Consider the following 21,451-nt stretch of genomic DNA (forward strand, 5'->3'; position numbering starts at 1 on the left):
ATCTGATTATGTTTCAAATTAGTAGGGATAGTATTTATATTTTGCTTACCTTTTTATTGGTGAGTATTCTTTCTGTAGCATTTTGTATAGCTGCATATATCTCTAATACTATAATGATAGCCATGCTATTAGTTATAGTAGGTTTATTTCTTTCTATTTTTATTGTTAAATCAATAGGTTTTGAAAGATATATATTTATGGTATTTGTAGTTTTAACATCATTTAATATAGAATTCAATTTATATAATACAAACCGTATTGGGGGCTTACCCTCCGCTATTGTAGTAAACCAGTTCTATATTTTGATTTTAGTATGGGCTTTTTATAGTTTTATTATAAAGAAAAAATTTATTCGCATTGAAAAAAGTAAACTTCTTAAAATATTCTATGTTCATGTAGGAATTGGATTATTATCAATTATTTTTGTAGACAACATTATAGCTTATTCATTCTTAATGGTGCGCTATATATTTACATTAATATTTATTTGGCTGGTGCTTAGCCTAAATTTAAAGCAAATTTGGAATACGATGCTCTTAGGACTAAGCATAACCGTAATTATGCAAGTGTTATTGGGAATAATACAAATAACAAAATCGGATGCTATTGGTTTACATGTTTTAGGAGAAAATCAAGAACCATTTCGAAAAGGAGTAGATTTAACAGAACAGGGCTTAAGTGGTACATTAGGTCACCCGTCTACTTTTGCAATTTTTCTTGTTTTAATACTTAGTATGTTATTAGTAGGGATATTAAATAAAAAATCAAAATTTACTTCAAGGATCTATTATGGAATAGTTCTTGTGGTGCTAACTGCTGGAGTTCTTTTAACGAATGCAAGAACCTCCATTTTACTCTTTTTAATTACCCTTACTCTATTCTTTTTTTATTATAATAATATTAAAAATAAAAAGGGAAACAAGATATATCAAAGGCTATTAAATTTATTTTTAATATGTATATCAATTACTGTAGTAGGTATATTTTTCTTTGATGTTTTATATGAAAGATTTGCCCAGTCAGATTTTGTAAAACAATATTATGATAGGCTAGATTTATCGTTATTTTCATTACAAGTAATTTTCAAAGATTTTAGTACCCCATTTACCGGTGTAGGTTTAAATAATTATGTAGATACAATAGGGAAAATGGGAACAAATCAATTTAAATACATTCACCCAGTACATAATTATTATTTATTATTATGGGCTGAGGGTGGATTGTTTTACATGTTATCGTTTGTAGTTTTATTAATAATGCAATTGAAGGCAATGAAGAATGTAATGAAGAAAGGAAATGAAGAGATTTCTTTACAAGCATTAGCAATGTTTATTTCAATTATTGTCCTTGCCATATATAATTTTTCGGATTGGGCGTTTTTACATAACCAGTTATACTACCTGTTCATTCTAATATTTGTATTAATTATAAAAATATATAATGAGAGTAAAAAAGCGATACATTTTGACTAATGTTAATAAAATGTATCGCTTTTTAATTTCAGGCATAAAGGGAGTTAGTTATGAAAGTATGGATGTTTCCCAAGACTTCAGAAACCAATCAGTATAATTATTTATTATCAAATTCTTTAGAGAAAAAAGGAGTGGATGTTAGGAATTTCAGACAAAGATATATTTTTAAGATAAAAAAAGGTGATATTGTACATATGCACTGGATACATTCTTTGTATCAGAGCCACAATAGGCTATTCTTTTTAATTAAATCAATTTTATTGTTATTGATAATAGGACTAATGAAATTTAGAGGTATCAAATTTATCTGGACAATTCACAATTTATATCCACATCATTATGAATACAAAAATTATGAAAAGTGGGTTAGAAAAAGGGTAATGAATAAATGTGATAAGTTAATTACTTGTGCAAATTCTATAAAGGATTTGGTTATACAAGAATTTAATATTAACCCTGTGAAAATTAGTATTATTCCGCATGGAGATTATGTTGGAGTGTATAAATTTGAAGGGGTGGATTTCAAAAAGGTTTATAATATTCCGGAAGATAATTTTGTATATTTATTTTTAGGCGCTATAAAAAGGTATAAAGGTGTAGAGGAATTAATTGAGAGTTTCCAACAAATGAATGATTCAAAATCCACGTTAATTATTGCTGGGAAGGCAGATGAGGAGACAAAAATCTTTTTAGAGGGCATTAATAACCAAAACATTATAAAAGATATAAGATTTATCCCGGATAACGAAGTGGCAGATTTAATTAAAGTAGCAGATGTCTTTGTTCTACCTTATAAAAATATAACAACATCAGGTTCCGCAATTTTGGCATTATCTTTTAAAAAACCTGTTGTTAGTCCTGCAAATCCTTTTATGAAAGAGTACTTTGATGAAAATACAGCAGTACTTTATGAAAAGGATAGTGGATTACTAATATCTCTCTATGATGTGAAGCGAAAAACATTTTTCGATGAAGATTTTAATGAGAAATTAGAGAGAATAAATTGGGGGATTATAGGAGAAAAAACGATGTTATGTTATTTAAGCGCTGTAAAGTAGTATAGGAGGATATACATGAACTTTCTCAAGAATTCCCTATGGTCTATTCTAAATATTATAGGAGTCCAATTGGTTGGATTGCTGGTAAATGTAATATTAGCGAGGCTATTATATCCTGAAATATTTGGCATACTAGGTATGGCATATGTTTTTGCTGGTTTTATTATAGTATTCCAAGACGCGGGTTTAAGTTCATATTTAATATTTAAAAGTACAATAGATAAACGATTAATAAATACAACATTTGTATTGAATATTTTTACATCTTTCTTGTTAGCTATATTTCTCTTATTAACCAGTGACCTGGTAGGAGGATTTTACAATGAAATAGTGGTCAGTAAAGTAATTGAGGTACTATCGATAGGTGTTGCCATAGGTGGATTAGGTATTACTTCAAGGGCTTTATTAATAAGGGAGAAGAAATTTAAGGTACTAACTATAATTGATGTTATCTCTGAAGTGTCAAGTAGTGTAGTGGCTATTGTTCTGGCTATATGTCATCAAGAAATATGGGCAGTTACATCTAGACTAGTAATAAAGCCAACTTTCCAAACGGTAATTCTTCTATTACTTTATGGGAAACAAGTTGTTGGAAAACCTAGTTATCGATATATATTTGAAATTATCCCTTATAGTAGTAAATTCTTAGGTTCCCAAATGTTTATATATTTAAATAACAATGTAGATTATCTTCTTATAGGAAAATTTTTGGGAAGTAAATCTTTAGGGTTATACACTATGGCATACCAGTGGAGCGTAATTGCGAGACAATATATATCTGGTGCAATTAATAGAGTTGTATTCCCTGAGGTAGCAAGTTTACAAAATGATGTTGAGAAGGTTAGAAAATTATATTTAATGGTTATAAGTAAGGTATCCTTTTTTACATTCCCTTTATGTGCAGGGTTACTAGTAGTTTCTAGAGAGTTTATTTTGTTTGTTTATGGTGATAAGTGGATAGAGGCGGTATTTCCTTTGCAGGTTCTATTAGTAGTAGGATTAGTTACTTCTATTGGAACATTAGGTGGATCCATATTCAACGGTTTAGGAAAGCCACAATTAGAAATGAGATTGAATATGGGATCGTTTATTTTTTTAACAATAATGATATGTATTTTAAAGGATTATGGACTTAATGTCCTAGCAATAGGTATTTTAGTTAAAACGATTATTTTTGATTATATTAAGATCTTGCTAGTAAATCAACAAATTAAATCAAATATGTGGGAATTTTTCGAATCCCTAAAACCTAGTCTCTTATGTACAATAATTATGGTCATTTGCTTGGTAATATTCAGGCGGGTAGTAAGCTTAGAAAATACATCTATGTTATTTTCACAAATATGTATAGGGACTTTAATATATTCTATAAGTACTTTTATACTTAATAAGGAAATTATATTGTTTTTAAGAAAGAAAAAGTAGATTTTTAATGAGTATTTGAATGTAATAAAAATAAATTATAAGGGTGTGCGATTAAGATATGAAAGTAGCAGTAGTGGGTACAGGATATGTAGGGCTGGTTACGGGAGTATGTTTATCGGCTATTAATCATGAGGTTATATGCATTGACTCAAATAAGGAAAAAGTTAAAATGATGCAGGAAGGTACTTCACCCATTTATGAGCCAGGTTTAGAAGAGCTAATGCAAGAAAGCATTCAAAAGGGTACCTTAAAATTTACCTTTAGTCATGAAGAAGGATTTAAAGGTGTTGATATTATTTTTATTGCTGTAGGAACACCTCAAATGGAGGATGGCTCAGCTAATTTACAGTATGTTAAAAGTGTAGCCCAATCTATAGGGGAATATATTGATAGTAATGTAGTTGTAGTTACTAAGAGTACTGTACCTGTTGGTACTAATGATTTTGTAAAAAGAACAATTATGGGAAATTTGAAGAAAGATGTTGATGTTAAGATTGCATCTAATCCAGAATTTTTACGTGAGGGTTCAGCAGTTTATGATACATTCCACGGTGATAGAATTGTTATTGGCACTGAAGATGAAGAGACAGCAGTTATTTTAGAAGAGATGTATAAGCCTCTAGGTATTGAAGTATTTAAGACCGATATTTACAGCTCGGAGATGATTAAATACGCCTCTAATGCTTTTTTAGCAACAAAAATAAGTTTTATTAACGAAGTTTCTAATATATGTGAAAGGTTAGGGGCCAATGTAGAGGATGTGGCAGAAGGAATGGGATATGATAAGAGAATTGGAAGGGCATTCCTAAATGCAGGGATCGGCTATGGAGGCTCTTGTTTTCCAAAAGATACTCATGCACTAGTCCAAATTGCTGGAGGAGTAGAGTATGATTTTAATTTACTAAAGTCTGTAATTGAAGTTAATAATAATCAACAAAAAATTATGATGGAAAAAATTAAGTTCAGAATTAAGAACTTAAATGAAAAGAAAGTAGCCATATTGGGTCTAGCATTTAAACCGAATACAGATGATATGAGAGAGGCGGCAGCTATTGTCTTAGTTAATAGCTTAATAGAAGAAGGAGCAGAAGTGATAGCATACGACCCAATTGCTATGGAAAATGCAAAAAAATACTTAAATATGAAGACAAAATATGCAAAATCAATGGAAGAAGCATTAGAGGGTGCTGATATTGCTGTAATAGTAACGGAGTGGGATGAATTTAAAAATATGGATTTCACTTTATTAAAGCGACTCATGAATACACCAATTATCTTTGATGGAAGAAACTGTTTTGAACTAGATAAAATGAGGGAATTGGATATTGAATATTATTCTATGGGGAGACCAAGTGTAATTTTAAAAGAAGAGAAAGAACTACTGGAGGTAATAAAATGAAATTAGTATTATTATCAGGTGGATCGGGAAAACGTCTATGGCCACTATCAAATGATTCCCGCTCTAAGCAATTTATAAAGGTATTAAGGGATGAGCAAAATGAATTGCAATCAATGGTACAGAGAGTATGGGGACAGTTACGAAGATTGGGATTAGAAGAAAATTCGGTTATTGCAACTAGTAAATCACAAGTTGATATGATTAATAGCCAATTAGGAAATAAGACACCTATCATTATCGAGCCACAACGCCGTGATACATTCCCAGCAATTGCACTGGCAGCAACCTACCTATATTCAAAACAACATGTAGATATAGATGAGGTTATTGGAGTATTACCAGTAGACCCTTACGTAGAGGATAGTTTTTTTGAACGTTTATTAGATTTGGAAGATATCCTAAAAAATTCGGTAGCAGACATGGCTTTGATGGGAGTAAAACCTACATATCCCTCTGAAAAATATGGATATATTGTTCCTAATGTGGAAAAAAATAATCAAAACTATATTTCTGTAAGCCATTTTAAAGAGAAGCCTAATGTTGAAGAAGCAATAAAATTATTGGAGCAAAATGCATTGTGGAATTGTGGAGTATTTGCTTTTAAATTAGATAAAATAATTTCCCTATTAGACCAAAAGGGTCTACCTGTACAATACGATGAATTAGTAAAACAATATGAAAAATTGCCTAAAATTAGTTTTGATTATGAAGTTGTAGAGAAGACAGAAAAGATAATAGCATTGCCATATGAAGGTTCATGGAAAGATTTAGGAACATGGAATACACTTACTGAAGAAATGGGAACAGAGAGAATTGGTAAAGCAAATATGAGTAATGATTGTAAAAACAATCATATTATAAATGAACTGGAAATCCCTATATCTGTTTTGGGACTTTCGAATGTTGTTGTGGCTGCAAGCCCAGATGGAATTTTGGTTTCAGATAAAGAAGCGAGTCCTAGAGTAAAGGAATTAGTAGGAGATTGGGATCAACGCCCTATGTACGAGGAGCGACGCTGGGGATGGTATAGAGTACTTGATTACAAGAAATATGAGAAAGGTAATGAGGTTTTAACAAAAAGAATTGGTATTACAGCAGGAAAGAACCTAAGTTATCAATATCACAATCATCGTAGTGAAGTGTGGACAATTGTAAAAGGAGAGGGAGTATTCGTACTGGGAAATGAGCTTAGAGTGGTTCGACCTGGTGATGTTTTGGAAATCAATGCTGGAGATTATCATGCTATTAAAGCTGTGAATGATTTGGAATTTATAGAGATACAGTCGGGTACAGAGTTAGTTGAAGAGGATATAGTACGCATCCATATGAATTGGGATGAAATTGAGCAAGCATGTTATGCAGTAAAATAATATATAAATAAGCTATTAGTATATAATAAGATAATAGCATGTAATTTTATTAGAGGTGAAATAGGTCATGAAAGATACTCCTTTATTTTTACAACCGGTGCTACAAGATAGGATATGGGGAGGAAGCAATTTAAAACAATTTGGATATGAATTATTATCAGATTCTGTTGGCGAATGTTGGGGGATTTCAGCACATCAAAATGGAGCAAGTATAATTAGAAATGGTATATATAAAGGTTATACTATTCAAAGACTTTGGGATTTATCGCCCGAAATATTTGGATGCTATGAATCTGAAAAATTCCCGTTATTAACAAAAATATTAGATGCTAATAAAGATTTATCCATTCAGGTTCATCCAAATGATAAATTTGCAAAAATTAATGAAAATGGAGAGCTAGGAAAAACAGAGTGTTGGTATATCATTGATTGTAAAGACGACGCGGAAATAGTCTATGGTCACTATGCGAAAACAAAAGATGAATTCAAAAAAATGGTGGATAACGGAAAATGGACCCAGTTATTACGTCGTATTCCAATTAAACCAGGCGACTTTTTTTATGTTCCAAGTGGGACAATCCATGCATTATGTGAAGGAACTTTAGTTTTAGAAACACAACAAAGTTCAGATACAACTTATAGAGTATATGACTATGATCGTATGGATCAAGCTGGGAATAAACGTGAACTACATCTTGAGAAGGCCATTGAAGTTTCCTCTATCCCACATGAGGATTATAAAATCGAATTAAAAGTTATTAATGAAAATGGTTACAATATGACTACATATATACAAGGAAAATATTTCAGTGTTTATAAATGGGAAATAAAGGAGAACGCAACTATTAAACAGGAGAAGCATTTTCGATTGGTGAGTGTTATAGATGGTGAAGCAATTTTGAGTACCGTGGACGGGGATTTTCCTATAAGGAAAGGTGATCATTTTATTCTACCAGCAAAGATGGAAGATATTAATATAGCTGGGAATGTAACTGCTATTGTATCTCACCCATAGAATTCTAAAGGTATTTTATTAAATTACTTCATTTAAGATTATTGTTGCTGTGATATAATAAAGTGATTTTCTAAATCATATCACCTATAATTAAATATAAAGAAGGTATAAATAATGAAAAAGAAAATTTTATTCTGGGTTCTAGGTATCATTGGCGTTCTTGTTATTGCTGGTGGTGTATATGCATATACTGTATATTCTAATGTGTCTAATGCGTTAAATACAGTGCATAAGCCTTTGGATCGTGATAAGTCTGATAAGCGAGATAAGAAAGTAGAGATTGCAGATAATAAACCTATATCTATTTTATTGATGGGTGTAGATCAAGAAGATAATGGAACAGGTAGATCAGATTCACTTATGTTATTTACTTTAAATCCAAAAATAAAATCTATGAAAATTACAAGTATTCCACGTGATTCTTATACAGAAATTGTTGGTAAAGGTAAAAAAGATAAAATCAACCACGCTTATGCTTTCGGTGGCATTGATATGTCTGTAAAAACAGTAGAGAATTTTCTTAATGTACCAGTTGATCATTACATCGAAGTAAACATGGCTGGGTTCAAAGATATTGTAGATGCTGTTGGCGGTGTTGATGTTAATAACGATTTGGAGTTTACATCGAGAAATCAGCATTTTGCTAAAGGTAATATCCATTTAAATGGTGAAACAGCATTAAAATATACTCGTATGCGTTATGAAGATCCACGTGGTGACTTTGGCCGCCAAATGCGCCAACGTCAAGTCATCCAAGCTGTAATTAAAAAAGGTGCAAGTGTATCTTCACTAGCAAGTTACGGTGATGTATTAAAAGCAATTGAGAAAAACGTTAAAACAAGTTTAACGCAAGATCAAATGTTTGATATTCAAAAGAACTATAAAGATTGCATGGAGAACAGTGAAGAAATCCAAATCCCAGGCGACGGTCATAAAGCCGCTGATGGTATTTGGTACTACTATGTTCCAGATGCAGCAAAACAAGATATTACGAATAAGTTAAGAGCGCATCTTGAAGTGACTAAATAATATGTAATAACCCAACTCCTTTGGTAGGAGTTGGGTTTATTTTTGCTTGAATTTATATTAGTATTATATATTGTGAGATTAATAGATGAGGTGAATCGATGAATAAGAAAGCAGTACTTGTCCTAGTTATTTTTGTATTGTTTGTCGCTTCGGTTGTGAGCGGTAAATTGTACTGGAATAAGAAAGTTGCGAATGCGACAGGGCAGACGAGTGAAGTAACGAAAACGAAGTCTGAAGTGAAAGATAGCGGAGCGAAGAAAGCAGAGAAAAAACAAGATGCGAAGTCATCTTTTAATGAAGTATATGCGAAGAATTTACCAGATGAAGTGAAAGAGCAGTTAAAGAAAGCTGCTGAGGATAAGAAGGCAGTAAATTTTGTTATTGTTGGTGATGAAGCTTCTTCATCTGAAAAAGATGCTTGGGCAGCTAAGTTAACGGCTAATTTAGAAGCTGCTTATGGCAAAGGTTTATGGAATGTGACGGTAAAGGAATATAAGGGTGAAAGTACAGACGAGTTAATTGCGAATAAACGTGATAAAGAGATTGCGAAAGAAAATCCTGATTTGATTTTATTCGAGCCGCCGTTTATTACTGACAATGGTAAAACTGGTAATGGAAACTCTGTTGCGAGTACACAGAAATTTGTTCAAGCACTTTCTACTAGTGCAAAGGGTGCTACGATTATGATTCAACCACCAAACCCAGTGTATGGTGCGAAGAATTATCCGAAGGCGATTGAGGCGTTAAAGCAATTTGCGACGCAAAATGGTTATACATATGTGGATCATTGGGGAGCATGGCCTGATGCAGCAACGAAAGCTATTTTACCTTATTTAACAGAAGAGTTCGGTTTCCCAAGTGCTAAAGGGCATGAAGTTTGGGCACAATATGTAACGGATTATTTCGTTGCTAAGTAATAAAGGTACACAAAAGGTATACGAGCAATCGTATACCTTTTATAATAAGTAAGTGAATAAGAAATCCTAATATATGTAGGAGGAAGACAATGAATTCAATTCTAATCTGCGGCGGAGCTGGTTATATCGGTTCTCACGCTGTGAAAAAATTAGTAGACGAAGGTTTATCTGTAGTAGTAGTAGATAACTTACAAACTGGTCATGAGGATGCAATTACGGAAGGTGCGAAGTTTTATAATGGCGACCTTCGTGATAAAGCATTTTTAAGAGATGTTTTTAAACAAGAAAATATTGAGGCGGTTATGCATTTCGCAGCTGATTCTTTAGTTGGAGTTAGTATGGAGAAGCCTCTTCAATATTATAATAACAATGTGTATGGTGCACTTTGCTTATTAGAGGTAATGGATGAGTTTAAGGTAGATAAGTTTATTTTCTCTTCTACTGCGGCGACGTATGGTGAGGTAGATGTAGACCTTATTACTGAGGAAACGATGACAAATCCAACGAATACGTATGGAGAGACGAAGTTAGCAATCGAGAAGATGCTTCATTGGTATAGCCAAGCTTCTAATTTACGTTATAAGATTTTCAGATACTTTAACGTGGCTGGTGCAACTCCAAATGGTATTATTGGGGAAGATCACCGCCCAGAGACTCATTTAATTCCTCTTGTACTGCAAGTGGCGTTAGGTCAACGTGAGAAGATTATGATGTTTGGTGATGATTATAATACACCAGATGGTACTTGTATCCGTGATTATATTCATGTTGAAGATTTAGTGGCAGCTCACTTCTTAGGACTTAAAGACCTACAGAACGGCGGAGAGAGTGATTTCTATAACTTAGGAAATGGTAATGGTTTCAGCGTGAAAGAAATCGTTGATGCAGTTCGTGAAGTTACAAATCATGAAATTCCTGCTGAAGTAGCGCCACGTCGTGCGGGAGATCCAGCACGTCTAGTTGCTTCTTCTCAGAAAGCGAAAGAGAAGCTAGGATGGGATCCTCAGTATGTAAATGTGAAGACAATCATTGAGCATGCTTGGAATTGGCATCAAAAGAAACCTAATGGGTATGAAAAGTAATATTTTTTAAACCTCAAGAAGTAGTTTCGACTACTTTTTGAGGTTTTTTTGTTTATGTAAAAATGAACAAATTCCAAACAATAAATTCCCCTAATTCAGAAATTCACTAATGTGTTATGATAAATGCACTAAGTTAGTAACATATTGGGTACAAAGGATAGAAGAAACAGGTGAAGCAGATGAATAAAAGGCAACAGGAAATTTTACAAGTTTTATTATCTGAGTCTAATGAGTATTTGTTAGTGCAGGAGCTTGCTGATAGGGTAGGATGTTCGGAGAAGACGATTCGTAATGATTTTAAGGTGATTGAGGAATATTTAGAGAAGTATTCAGATGCACTTCTTATTCGGAAACCAGGTTTAGGTGTCTGTTTAGAAATTAAGGATTATGATAGGACGAGTTTGTTTAATAAATTGTATGCTGTAAAACAGAATGTAAGCTATGCATCAGACGAGGAGAGAGTGTTGCAAATAGCGTATAGTTTGTTGATGAATGTTAAGCCAGTTACAGTGCAGGAGCTTGCTGAGCGGTATTTCGTTAATAGAGCTACGGTTAAGAGAGAGTTAGATAGAATTGAAAAATGGCTTGAGGAACTAGAATTAGAGTTAATTTTAAAGCAGAGAGTAGGCTTAACGGTAGAAGGCGATGAGAGAAATAAGAGGAAAGCATTAGCTAAACTATCAGATTTAATTCATAACCGGGAATTAATGAATCAATTTATTAAAGAGCAGTTTTTGTATCATGAAATTGAATTTGTAATGACTGAATTGAAAGCGTTACAAAAAAGATACGCTATATTCTTTACAGATGATACGTTAGAAAATCTTTTATTACATACGTTAATCATGGTGCGGAGGATGAAGTTAAAACAACCAATTTCAATGTCTACAGATGATTTAAACATTGTGCGAGAGACGAAAGAGTATGGGTGGACATTAGACTTTTTAACAAGGTTAGAGTTTGTTTTTACGGTTCATTTTACTGAAGAAGAGATAGCTTATTTAGCCATTCATATTTTAGGTGGGAAATTTCGCTATCAAGATGAATGGGAAAAAAGTAAGCTAAATGTGAGTAGCCCCGTGCTTTCACAAGTTGTATCGCATTTAATAGATCGTATGTCTAAATTGAATGAAATCGATTTCGATAAGGATACATTTTTAGTAGAGGGATTACAGATGCATTTGTACACGACATTAAATCGTTTGCAATATAATCTTTCTGTCTCGAATCCGATGCTTCATGAAATTAAGCGCATGTATCCGTATATGTTTGATATGTTAATTCATGAGCTGGATGATATTAATACATCATTAAGTTTACAAATCCCTGAGGAAGAAGCGGCCTATCTTACTTTGCATTTTCAGGCGGCAATGGAGCGTTTGAATGATAAAAAGGTATCAAAAAATGTGATTATTGTTTGTCATATGGGGATAGGGATGTCGCAATTATTACGGACAAAAATTGAAAGGAAATTCCGGCATGTCCATGTGATGGATTGTATCGCAAAGTCCGATTTGGAAGAATACTTAATGAAAAATAAAAAGGTAGAGCTTATTATTTCTACAATAGATCTTCCACAGTTAAAGATTCCTCATTATGTTGTATCTCCTTTATTAGAGCGGAGTGAAGAAAGTAAGTTAGAGGATTTTATGAAGAAATTAGATGAACTACCATCTAGCGAAAATAAGGACTTTGTTTTATTGAATTATACAAATCCTTTTTTAGTTTTTTTACAACAGGAAGTAGAGCATCGTTACGAATTAATTGAAAGATTAGCGAGATCTCTTTATGAAAAGGGATATGTAGAGAAAGGGTATATTGAAAGTGCGATTGCTAGAGATAGAATGTCAGCAACGACAATTGGTGCAGGAGTCGCCATTCCGCACGGAAGTCCTAAGTTAATTCAACAATCCGCAATTGCAGTGGCTACGCTGAAGGAGCCGTTAGACTGGGGAGTAGAGAAAGTATCGCTTGTATTTATGTTAGCAGTTAAAAGTGATGGTAAGGAAGTTACGAAACAGTTATTTCATGAGTTATCTTTTATAAGTGAACAACCTGTTTTTGTTCAGAAGCTTATAAAGGAAAAGGATATAATGAAGTTTTTATCTTATTTAAGATATGAATAGGTAAGGCGAGAAGCCTTACTTTTTTATTTGCTTCGGTAAAATAATGTTTTTTCCGGAGGTTACGGTAAAAAAGAAAACTTTTATGAATCAAATATTGATATATAGTATTTGTAGGCGTTTACATAAGGGTTGAGGAGGATTAAAATGAAAGTACTAGCGATTACATCGTGTCCAAATGGGATTGCCCATACGTATATGGCTGCAGAAAACTTGCAAAAAGCAGCGGATAAATTAGGAATTCAAATGAAAGTTGAAACACAAGGTGGTATAGGTGTTGAAAATGAACTTACTGAGCAAGAAATTCGTGAAGCGGATGGCATCATTATAGCTGCAGATCGTGCTGTAAATAAAGATAGATTCATAGGTAAAAAGTTACTAGTTGTAGGAGTTAAAGATGGCATTCGTAAACCAGAGGAGCTCATTCAAAAAGTAGTAGAGGGTAATGTTCCTGTTTATCATTCAGATGTGAAAGAGGCAAGGGATGACTCGCAAGGAAAAAAACAAAATCCTATATACCGTCATTTAATGAATGGTGTATCATTCATGGTTCCTTTCATTGTTGTAGGAGGGTTATTAATCGCAATTGCTTTGACACTTGGCGGTGAGAAAACCCCTGGTGGTTTAGTAATACCGGAAGGTTCTTTTTGGAAAACAATTGAGCAAATAGGTGGAGCTTCATTTGCATTTATGGTTCCAATTCTAGCTGGTTATATTGCATATAGTATAGCTGATAAACCTGGACTTGTTCCTGGTATGATCGGAGGATATATTGCAGCAACGGGAAGTTTTTATGGTAGTGAGAGTGGGGCAGGTTTCTTAGGTGGAATTATTGCAGGTTTCCTAGCTGGCTATGTAGCTTTAGGAATTAAAAAGTTAAAAGTACCAAAAGCGATTCAACCAATTATGCCGATTATTATTATCCCGGTATTTACATCACTTATTGTTGGTTTAGCATTTGTATTTATTATCGGTGCTCCTGTAGCACAAGTATTTGAATCATTAACGGCTTGGTTAGCTGGTATGCAAGGTTCAAGTTCGATTCTTTTAGCGTTAATCTTAGGTGCAATGATTTCATTCGATATGGGTGGTCCAGTAAATAAGGTGGCATTCTTATTTGGTTCTGCAATGATTGGAGAAGGAAATTATGAAATTATGGGACCGATTGCAGCAGCAATTTGTATTCCACCGATCGGGATGGGACTTGCTACATTTATAGGAAAGAAAAAATTCCAAGAATCTGAAAAGGAAATGGGGAAAGCCTCATTTACGATGGGCTTATTCGGTATTACAGAAGGAGCTATTCCTTTTGCAGCACAGGATCCATTACGTGTTATTCCAAGTATTATGGCTGGTTCTATGACAGGTGCAGTTATTGCAATGATTGGTAACGTAGGAGATAGAGTAGCACATGGTGGACCGATTGTTGCGGTACTAGGAGCGGTAGATAACGTATTTATGTTCTTTGTTGCTATTATTGTAGGTTCTCTTGTTACAGCAGTGATCGTGAATGTATTAAAGAAAGATATTTCAAAAGTTGAAGAAGTACAGGAATTAAAAGAAATGAAAGAAGTGTCAGCAACAAAGGAAGTAACGGAAGTTCAAGAGCTAGTGATAGAAAAGAAAGCTGAAAAGGTTGAAATTCAGAAATTAACAGATATAACGAGTCTGGAGCTAATTGATGTTAATTTAGCAGGGGAGACACGTGACGATATTATTGATGAAATGATTGGGAAATTAAATGCTGTAGGTGCTTTACATTCTGATTCTGAGTTTAAGCAAGCAATTATGAGTCGCGAAGCAGAGAGTAGTACAGGCATTGGAATGAATATTGCGATTCCTCATGGGAAGTCGGATGCAGTAAAAAAACCGAGTGTTGTATTTGGAATTAAACAATCAGGGGTAGATTGGAAGAGTTTAGATGGAACGGATGCAAAGTTAATCTTTATGATTGCAGTTCCGAAAGAGAGCGAAGGAAATGAGCACTTGAAGATTCTTCAAATGCTTTCAAGAAAACTTATGGATGATAGTTATAGAGAGAGATTAATATCTGTCCAAACGAAAGAAGAAGCACATAAGTTATTAGATGACATCGTATAAAATGGAGGATTTTAATCATGACAGAACCGTTATTTTTTGCACCCATTTTTAAAGAAAGAATTTGGGGTGGTACGAAATTAACTTCTTTCGGATATGAAATACCATCAGAACAAACGGGAGAATGTTGGGCCTTTGCTGCACATCAAAATGGACAAAGTGTAGTTAAAAATGGAAAGTATAAAGGCTTGTCTTTAGGACAATTGTGGAATAATCATCGAGAATTATTTGGGGATATTGAGGGGGATCGCTTCCCTCTTCTTACAAAAATTTTAGATGCAAATCGCGACTTATCTGTTCAAGTTCATCCGAATGATGAATATGCACGTATAAATGAAGATGGTGAGCTAGGAAAGACTGAATGCTGGTATGTCATTGATTGTAAAGAAGGTGCTGAGATTATTTATGGGCATCATGCAAAGACAAAGGATGAACTAGTAAATCTGGTTGAACAAGAAGAATGGGGCAAGTTATTACAACGTGTAAAAGTGAAGCCAGGTGACTTTTTCTTTGTTCCAAGTGGAACAGTGCATGCGATTGGTGAAGGTATTTTAATATTAGAAACGCAACAAAACTCTGATACTACTTATCGATTATATGATTATAATAGAAGAGATTCAGAGGGGAAACTGCGTGAACTCCATCTGGAGAAAAGTATGGAAGTAATAGAGACACCATTTGTTTCAAAGCAACAATCTGTTCAATATGAAAAAATAGAAGATTTATATGTAAGAAAATTTATTGAATGTCCTTATTTTTCAGTAGAAAAATGGAAATTAGATGGAGTGGTTAACTTAACGCAAAAAAATCCATTTCTTCTTTTAAGTGTAATAGATGGAGGAGGCGAGCTAATACACGGTACTGAAAGGTATCAATTGGAGCAAGGAGATCATCTCATATTACCAAGCGATTTTGGGGAATATAGAGTGGTAGGACGTGCTGAATTTATTATTGCGAGCGTATAAGAGATAAAAGATAACAGGAGAGAGTATCGTCGACAAAATATGTTCGACAATACCCTCTCTTTTTTTGTATGATTTTTGCTATACTAAACTGTACTATAATACGGGATGGAAGGAGGAGAATAATGAAAATACTTGTAGTTGATGATGAATCGAGTATTCGTAATTTGATTCGGATGCAGTTGGAGATGGAAGGGTATGAAGTGCTCACGGCGGCTGATGGAAGAGAAGCTTTAGAGAAATGGAATGAAGGGCCGGATGTATTGATTTTGGATGTTATGCTACCAGATACAGATGGGTATGAGTTGCTTCGCTTGTTCCGTGAGAAGAATAGGGATATTCCAGTGCTCATGTTAACTGCAAAGAGTCAGATGAATGATAAATTGCTTGGTCTGCAGCTTGGTGCAGATGATTATGTGACGAAGCCATTTAATTATGCTGAGCTTATTCTTCGGGTCAAGAATATGACGCGGCGTGTGAAGAAGACAGAGGTAACGGTAAGTCATGAAGTGATTGGGGCTGGGGAGATAACGATCTGTCCTAAGGAAAGAAAGGTACATGTTAGTGGACAAGAAATTCAGTTAACGTACAGAGAGTTTAATTTATGTCAGTTGTTTGTTTCAAATCCGCAGCGTGTATTTATGAGAGATGAGTTACTTGAGAAAGTATGGGGGTTTGAGTATATCGGAAATACGAGAGCGGTTGATATTATGGTGCAAAGGCTGCGGAAGAAGCTAGGGAATAGCGGGGAATATATTAAGACGATTTATGGCGTTGGCTATAAACTAGATTGTTAAGTGGTGATGGTATGTCTTTAAAAAGGAATATGGTGTTTGGAATAGTGGGACTGTTAATCCCGATTTTTGTTCTTTTGTACGCAGTTGTTTATATTACGTTAGAAAAGAATATGTATCATAACGCGGCAAATTCTTTAGAGAAGTTAAGTGTAGAAGCACAAATTTATACAATGAATTATTTAGAGAAGGAAGCAGAGGTCGAGACGCTCGGCCCGAATTCACTTTTAATTGCTTCGTATTTAGCGAAGCGCATGGATGTCCGTGTACAGATGATTGGGAAGAATGGAGATGTTGTTGCGGATACGCAAAAAGGAGCACTCCTTCATCGGAATATCGATATTGCGAGTTCTTTGAAGGGGAAGAAATCTTATGTTTTTGAAGAGGGAGACCCAGCTCCAATTCTTTTGTTTTCAAGCCCAGTTTATTATGGAAACGATGTCATCGGAAGTGTTCGTTTTATAAATGAGTTAACGGGTGAGAAGGAAGTTTTAACAAATGTTGGCTGGACGTTCTTAATGACGTCTCTTTGTCTCGTAGCTGCAGGTATTTTCTTTGCAATTCGTTTGGCGAAGTCTCTTCATAAGCCGATTGATCAGTTAAGACAAATGGCAAAGCGGCTTGCGAATGGTGATTATAAAAGTAAGATTGAGCTAAATGAATATGTGGAAATTGCTCAGCTTTCAGCATCTTTTAATGCGATGGCCGATGGAATTGAGCTGCATATTAAGCAATTGAAAGAGGAGAAAGAGAAGCAGAAAGATTTCTTAGACCGCATTACGCATGAGCTAAAAACACCGTTAACGGCGATTATTGGCTATGTGGATTTAATTCCGAAGTTAAAGGCGAAGGAAGATGTAAAAGAGAGCCTGCGATATGTGGCTGTAGAGAGTGAGCGTTTATTATCACTTGTAGAGGAATTGCTTAAGTCTTCAAAGTACGGGAAGAGTACGTTTGAAGTGTCACCTACAGTTGTGAATGTAAAGGAATTAGCAGAAGAAGCAGTTTCAATTGTGAAACCTCGTCTGCAGAAATTTGAGATTGAAGTGATAAATGAGTTAACAGATGTACATGTTGTTGCGGATTTCGATAAGACGAAACAGATTTTCTTAAACGTGCTGGATAATGCGATAAAATATAGCGATGCTACGCAAATTCGTATGAATGTAATTGTAAATGAACGTGAGGCAAAGGTTTTTGTTCATGATGATGGCATTGGTATAGATGAAGGTGTGCTTGCAGAGTGGAATGAAGCACCAGAAGGGAAGGTACTGCCTTCTAGTTACGGGAATGGTTACGGTTTGTATATTTGTCAGGAGATTATGAATAAGCAGGGCGGAAGTATGCGAATTGAGAGTAGTGAAGAGATTGGTACTACAATATTTATTACATTTTTGCTTCCGAGACGGATGGAAGACATAAAAAACTTGAAAGCGGTTAAATGATACATTTATGAAACAATTATGCGGTATTTTCGAAACAACGTTTTTTTATCTTGGAGGTAGGCAGAAATGAAAAGGCTATCATTTCAAATTCTTATGTTTGTTCTTTGTATAATTGTTTCTCTTATTTTGTTTTATGTGATGGAGAAGCAAATATATAATCGAATCACAATAGTGAATGACAAACAAACTGTTTTACAAAGAGTGAATGAATCCCTGCCTACCGAAATGAAGGTTAGGCATGAAAAGTGGGGAGAAATTGTTATAACGGATGAAGTTCGTTTGCATACGATTGTTTCATTCTTTGACCGAATTCAAATAGAACCGAGAGAAGCTAAGAATCAAGAACAAGTATTTACTGGAGAAGTAACGTACTTGAATGGACATAAACGTACTTTTGCAGTAGGTGACTTGTTCCAGTACGGGGCTGATGTGTACGGAAAGAATGGTACGGACCCAATGATTTCAGCATTTCAAACGTATTTGTTAAGCCTGTATTACACACCAGAACGTATTAGTGATTTTTTTGCGTCAGCGCAGGATGTCATAGTACGCCAAGGTGATGTAGAACGTGCGATGAATCTTACGCACATACTTGATTCGATTCGGTACGCAAAGCAAATTACAGATTACGGAGAAATACAGAAATTATTACAATCACAGAATGAACCGATTGCTTATATTACCGCTTATAAAACAGGGAAGCGTATAAAGAATGAGCGGGAAGACATTCTTACTATTTCTGTATATCCATCTTACTTTGTTGTGCAATATCTCGGCGATAATAACGGGAATGTTATGTATATGAAAAGCTCCCTCGCAAATTTATTTGTAAAGGAGAATGTGTCATGAGAAAGATAGCCTTTTTCTTCTTTTTGCTAGTAATTGGAGGAGCGATGTCTAGTTGCTCTCGAGATACAACCTCTATTAAATATAATAAAAGTGGTCTCCCTATTTTGGATGATCGTCATCTTGTTGCGTATGTAGCAGCTCGTGAGGAAGTTGGTGAAGCTTTGCTTTCATCATTTTGTAAACAACGCGGCTGTACGTATGAATTTATTCGTCTTTCGACAGAAGAGCTTCTTCGGAGGGTAGAAGAGGAAGCTGGAAATCCGAAAGCGGATATTATTATTGGCGGTACGGTAGACGCGCATCAAATGATGAAGCAAAAAAATCTATCTATTCCTGTTACGAGTCAGCATGCGAACCGTATTTCAAAAACTGTTAAAGATAAAGACGGTTATTGGTACGGTTATGAAGTGGAGAAACTGGCAATTGCAATTAATAAAGAGCGGTGGAATGAAGAAATGGCATCGCTCGGACTTCCTTATCCATCAAGGTGGCAAGATTTATTAAATCCAGTATATAAGGGAAAAATTGTGATGCCAGATCCAAATGTCTCAGGAACAGCATATACGTTTTTTCAATCACTTATTGATACTTTAGGTGAAGTGGAAGCGAAGGAATATGTGAAGAACCTTGCAGGACAAGTTGGTGAAGTAACGGTGAATGGTTACATACCAGTGGAACTTGTTGCGAGCGGTGAGTATATGATAGGCATCAATTTCATGGGAGATCAGAGAATGCTTCAAAAACGAGGCTTTCCAATTGTAAGTATTGTACCTGAGCAAACAGGGTTATCTGTTAATGCGATTTCGAAACTAAAACGTGCACCGAATGGTATTATTGCGGATTTATTTATTGATTATTGTTTATCAGAAGAAGCGGGTCACATTTTAGAAAAGGTTTCGTTTGGCGTACCAACGATGTTTGCGAAGAACGAGAAAGAAATAGAAGGACAGCCGGTTAGAAGAACAAACCAAAATATATCAAATAGCGGAATAATCGAGATATGGAATAGACAGCGTCTCTCTCAGAAGTGAGAAAAGGAGACGGAAATATATGTTTAAATGGCTCAAGCCAGCACCTACAATTGAAAGATTGCCAGCGGATATGATTGATCGAGTATACAAATTATTACGTATTCGTGTATTGATGGGAATTTCAGTTGGGTATGCTGCTTATTATTTAGTTCGTAGTAACTTTACGTTATCAAGTACGTATTTAGTACAAGAATATGGATTTAGTACAGCTGAAATTGGACTACTAGGTTCAATCATGGCAATTGTTTATGGATTTAGTAAGTTCTTTATGGGTAATTTGTCAGATAAAGCTTTCGCCCAGCGCTTTATCGCAGTCGGTTTATTCTTATCAGGGCTTGTAAATATTTGTTTCGGTTTTGCATCGTCATTTGGAATGATTGTTACACTACTTATTCTAAATGGTATTGTACAAGGTATGGGAGCACCACCTTGTAGTATCGTTATGACGAAATGGTTCTCGAAGAAAGAACGCGGTACGAAAACAGGTATTTGGAATATTTCACATAACGTTGGCGGAATGCTCGTACCACCACTTGTCGGAATTGGTGTAGCTATTTTTGGTGAAAATCATTGGCAAGGCGGCGTGTTTATTTTCCCAGCGATTATCGCAATGGTAATCTCAGTTCTTGTTTGGATTAATGCGAAGGATACACCAGAATCAGAAGGTCTTCCTCCAATTGATGAGTATCGTAATGACTATGAAAATCTTGAAAAAGCAGATAATGCTAACAAGATGTCACCAAAAGAAATTTTAATGAAGTATGTAGTGAAAAATAAATTTGTATGGTTCTTATGTATTGCAAATGCATTTGTGTATTTAATTCGTTTCGGCGTTATTAACTGGGTTCCACTTTATTTAACGACAGTTAAAGGCTTCTCAAAAAATGAAGCACACGCGGCGTACGCAATCTTTGAAGGTATGGCAATTCCAAGTTCATTAATAGTTGGTCTTTTAAGTGATAAATTATTTAAAGGAAAGCGTATGCCATTATGCATCATTAGTATGGTCGGAGTTGTTATTGGTACGTTTGTATATTGGCAAGCAACTAGCATACTTGTTGTAAGTATTGCCGTTTCTATTATCGGTTGTTTAATTTATGTACCACAGTTCTTAATCGGTTTAAGTGCAATGGAATTAGTACCGAAATTTGCAGTAGGTACGACAGTTGGTATGTGTGGTCTGTTCGGTTATGTAGGCGGAAGTCTTGTAGCAAACGCAGCAATCGGTGTTATTGTTGATCGTTCTGGCTGGGACGGTTGCTTCATCTTACTATTAACAGGTGCAATTTTATCAACAATCTTCTTGTTCATCGTTCAACGTGGACATGAGGGGAAAAAAACTAAAGTAGCGTAATATTTTGTTTGAAAAGCTATCCAATTGTT

Annotated in this window: 17 protein-coding genes; all 17 read left to right on the forward strand. The window is 34.7% G+C overall.

Annotated elements, in window-relative coordinates:
• The first annotated feature begins 8 nt into the window (after window positions 1–8).
• Complete coding sequence (locus CER22_RS04480) at window positions 9–1,472, forward strand: O-antigen ligase family protein (protein ID WP_088608252.1); 1,464 nt, start codon at window positions 9–11, stop codon at window positions 1,470–1,472.
• A 50-nt stretch (window positions 1,473–1,522) separates the two neighbouring features.
• Window positions 1,523–2,530 carry a glycosyltransferase family 4 protein gene (locus CER22_RS04485; RefSeq protein WP_088608253.1) on the forward strand — a complete coding sequence of 336 codons (1,008 nt, stop codon included), beginning with the start codon at window positions 1,523–1,525 and terminating at the stop codon, window positions 2,528–2,530.
• 15 nt (window positions 2,531–2,545) lie between these two features.
• On the forward strand, window positions 2,546–3,955 hold the full coding sequence (locus tag CER22_RS04490) for a lipopolysaccharide biosynthesis protein (RefSeq protein WP_088608254.1): 1,410 nt from the start codon (window positions 2,546–2,548) through the stop codon (window positions 3,953–3,955).
• A 58-nt stretch (window positions 3,956–4,013) separates the two neighbouring features.
• Window positions 4,014–5,354 (forward strand): UDP-glucose dehydrogenase family protein, encoded by a 1,341-nt coding sequence (locus CER22_RS04495; RefSeq protein WP_088608255.1) that lies wholly within the window; start codon window positions 4,014–4,016, stop codon window positions 5,352–5,354.
• Complete coding sequence (locus tag CER22_RS04500; RefSeq protein ID WP_088608256.1) at window positions 5,351–6,724, forward strand: sugar phosphate nucleotidyltransferase; 1,374 nt, start codon at window positions 5,351–5,353, stop codon at window positions 6,722–6,724. Before CER22_RS04495 ends, CER22_RS04500 begins: the two co-directional genes overlap by 4 nt.
• A 67-nt stretch (window positions 6,725–6,791) precedes the next feature.
• Window positions 6,792–7,739 (forward strand): mannose-6-phosphate isomerase, class I, encoded by a 948-nt coding sequence (manA, locus tag CER22_RS04505; protein ID WP_088608257.1) that lies wholly within the window; start codon window positions 6,792–6,794, stop codon window positions 7,737–7,739.
• A gap of 114 nt (window positions 7,740–7,853) precedes the next feature.
• Window positions 7,854–8,768 carry a polyisoprenyl-teichoic acid--peptidoglycan teichoic acid transferase TagU gene (gene tagU, locus CER22_RS04510; RefSeq protein WP_088608258.1) on the forward strand — a complete coding sequence of 305 codons (915 nt, stop codon included), beginning with the start codon at window positions 7,854–7,856 and terminating at the stop codon, window positions 8,766–8,768.
• Between the two features lie 98 nt (window positions 8,769–8,866).
• Entirely contained in the window at window positions 8,867–9,685 is an 819-nt protein-coding gene (locus CER22_RS04515) for an SGNH/GDSL hydrolase family protein (RefSeq protein ID WP_088608259.1), read from the forward strand.
• An 89-nt stretch (window positions 9,686–9,774) separates the two neighbouring features.
• Window positions 9,775–10,767: a UDP-glucose 4-epimerase GalE gene (galE, locus tag CER22_RS04520; protein ID WP_001084637.1), complete on the forward strand. Its 993-nt coding sequence runs from the start codon at window positions 9,775–9,777 to the stop codon at window positions 10,765–10,767.
• A 179-nt stretch (window positions 10,768–10,946) separates the two neighbouring features.
• A complete protein-coding gene (locus tag CER22_RS04525; protein ID WP_088608260.1) occupies window positions 10,947–12,893 on the forward strand; it encodes a BglG family transcription antiterminator in 1,947 nt (648 codons plus the stop codon).
• Window positions 12,894–13,037: 144 nt separating this feature from the next.
• Window positions 13,038–14,990, forward strand: a complete 1,953-nt coding sequence (locus CER22_RS04530; protein WP_088608261.1) for a fructose-specific PTS transporter subunit EIIC — start codon at window positions 13,038–13,040, stop codon at window positions 14,988–14,990.
• 17 nt (window positions 14,991–15,007) lie between these two features.
• Window positions 15,008–15,952: a mannose-6-phosphate isomerase, class I gene (gene manA, locus CER22_RS04535; protein WP_088608262.1), complete on the forward strand. Its 945-nt coding sequence runs from the start codon at window positions 15,008–15,010 to the stop codon at window positions 15,950–15,952.
• A gap of 122 nt (window positions 15,953–16,074) precedes the next feature.
• The gene (locus CER22_RS04540) at window positions 16,075–16,746 is read left to right on the forward strand and encodes a response regulator transcription factor (RefSeq protein ID WP_061679386.1); all 672 of its coding nucleotides are present in this window, start codon (window positions 16,075–16,077) and stop codon (window positions 16,744–16,746) included.
• A gap of 11 nt (window positions 16,747–16,757) precedes the next feature.
• The gene (locus CER22_RS04545; RefSeq protein ID WP_088608263.1) at window positions 16,758–18,188 is read left to right on the forward strand and encodes a sensor histidine kinase; all 1,431 of its coding nucleotides are present in this window, start codon (window positions 16,758–16,760) and stop codon (window positions 18,186–18,188) included.
• A 66-nt stretch (window positions 18,189–18,254) separates the two neighbouring features.
• On the forward strand, window positions 18,255–19,037 hold the full coding sequence (locus tag CER22_RS04550) for a DUF3919 family protein (protein ID WP_048542611.1): 783 nt from the start codon (window positions 18,255–18,257) through the stop codon (window positions 19,035–19,037).
• Complete coding sequence (locus tag CER22_RS04555; protein ID WP_088608264.1) at window positions 19,034–20,068, forward strand: ABC transporter substrate-binding protein; 1,035 nt, start codon at window positions 19,034–19,036, stop codon at window positions 20,066–20,068. The genes CER22_RS04550 and CER22_RS04555 overlap by 4 nt, the downstream gene beginning before the upstream one ends.
• 19 nt (window positions 20,069–20,087) lie before the next feature.
• Window positions 20,088–21,422, forward strand: a complete 1,335-nt coding sequence (locus CER22_RS04560; RefSeq protein ID WP_088608265.1) for an MFS transporter — start codon at window positions 20,088–20,090, stop codon at window positions 21,420–21,422.
• The last annotated feature ends 29 nt before the right edge of the window (window positions 21,423–21,451 follow it).

It is taken from the genome of Bacillus sp. K2I17 (genome assembly GCF_002209985.1).
Taxonomy (GTDB): Bacteria; Bacillota; Bacilli; order Bacillales; family Bacillaceae_G; genus Bacillus_A; species Bacillus_A wiedmannii.

Bases quoted from the DNA above. Each gene is read 5' to 3' on its own strand.
- manA (WP_088608257.1), top strand. From the start codon at position 6,792: ATGAAAGATACTCCTTTATTTTTACAACCGGTGCTACAAGATAGGATA.
- CER22_RS04530 (WP_088608261.1), top strand. From the start codon at position 13,038: ATGAAAGTACTAGCGATTACATCGTGTCCAAATGGGATTGCCCATACG.
- CER22_RS04480 (WP_088608252.1), top strand. From the start codon at position 9: ATGTTTCAAATTAGTAGGGATAGTATTTATATTTTGCTTACCTTTTTA.
- CER22_RS04555 (WP_088608264.1), top strand. From the start codon at position 19,034: ATGAGAAAGATAGCCTTTTTCTTCTTTTTGCTAGTAATTGGAGGAGCG.
- tagU (WP_088608258.1), top strand. From the start codon at position 7,854: ATGAAAAAGAAAATTTTATTCTGGGTTCTAGGTATCATTGGCGTTCTT.
- CER22_RS04500 (WP_088608256.1), top strand. From the start codon at position 5,351: ATGAAATTAGTATTATTATCAGGTGGATCGGGAAAACGTCTATGGCCA.
- CER22_RS04560 (WP_088608265.1), top strand. From the start codon at position 20,088: ATGTTTAAATGGCTCAAGCCAGCACCTACAATTGAAAGATTGCCAGCG.
- CER22_RS04525 (WP_088608260.1), top strand. From the start codon at position 10,947: ATGAATAAAAGGCAACAGGAAATTTTACAAGTTTTATTATCTGAGTCT.
- CER22_RS04485 (WP_088608253.1), top strand. From the start codon at position 1,523: ATGAAAGTATGGATGTTTCCCAAGACTTCAGAAACCAATCAGTATAAT.
- CER22_RS04515 (WP_088608259.1), top strand. From the start codon at position 8,867: ATGAATAAGAAAGCAGTACTTGTCCTAGTTATTTTTGTATTGTTTGTC.
- CER22_RS04495 (WP_088608255.1), top strand. From the start codon at position 4,014: ATGAAAGTAGCAGTAGTGGGTACAGGATATGTAGGGCTGGTTACGGGA.
- CER22_RS04550 (WP_048542611.1), top strand. From the start codon at position 18,255: ATGAAAAGGCTATCATTTCAAATTCTTATGTTTGTTCTTTGTATAATT.
- manA (WP_088608262.1), top strand. From the start codon at position 15,008: ATGACAGAACCGTTATTTTTTGCACCCATTTTTAAAGAAAGAATTTGG.
- galE (WP_001084637.1), top strand. From the start codon at position 9,775: ATGAATTCAATTCTAATCTGCGGCGGAGCTGGTTATATCGGTTCTCAC.
- CER22_RS04490 (WP_088608254.1), top strand. From the start codon at position 2,546: ATGAACTTTCTCAAGAATTCCCTATGGTCTATTCTAAATATTATAGGA.
- CER22_RS04540 (WP_061679386.1), top strand. From the start codon at position 16,075: ATGAAAATACTTGTAGTTGATGATGAATCGAGTATTCGTAATTTGATT.
- CER22_RS04545 (WP_088608263.1), top strand. From the start codon at position 16,758: ATGTCTTTAAAAAGGAATATGGTGTTTGGAATAGTGGGACTGTTAATC.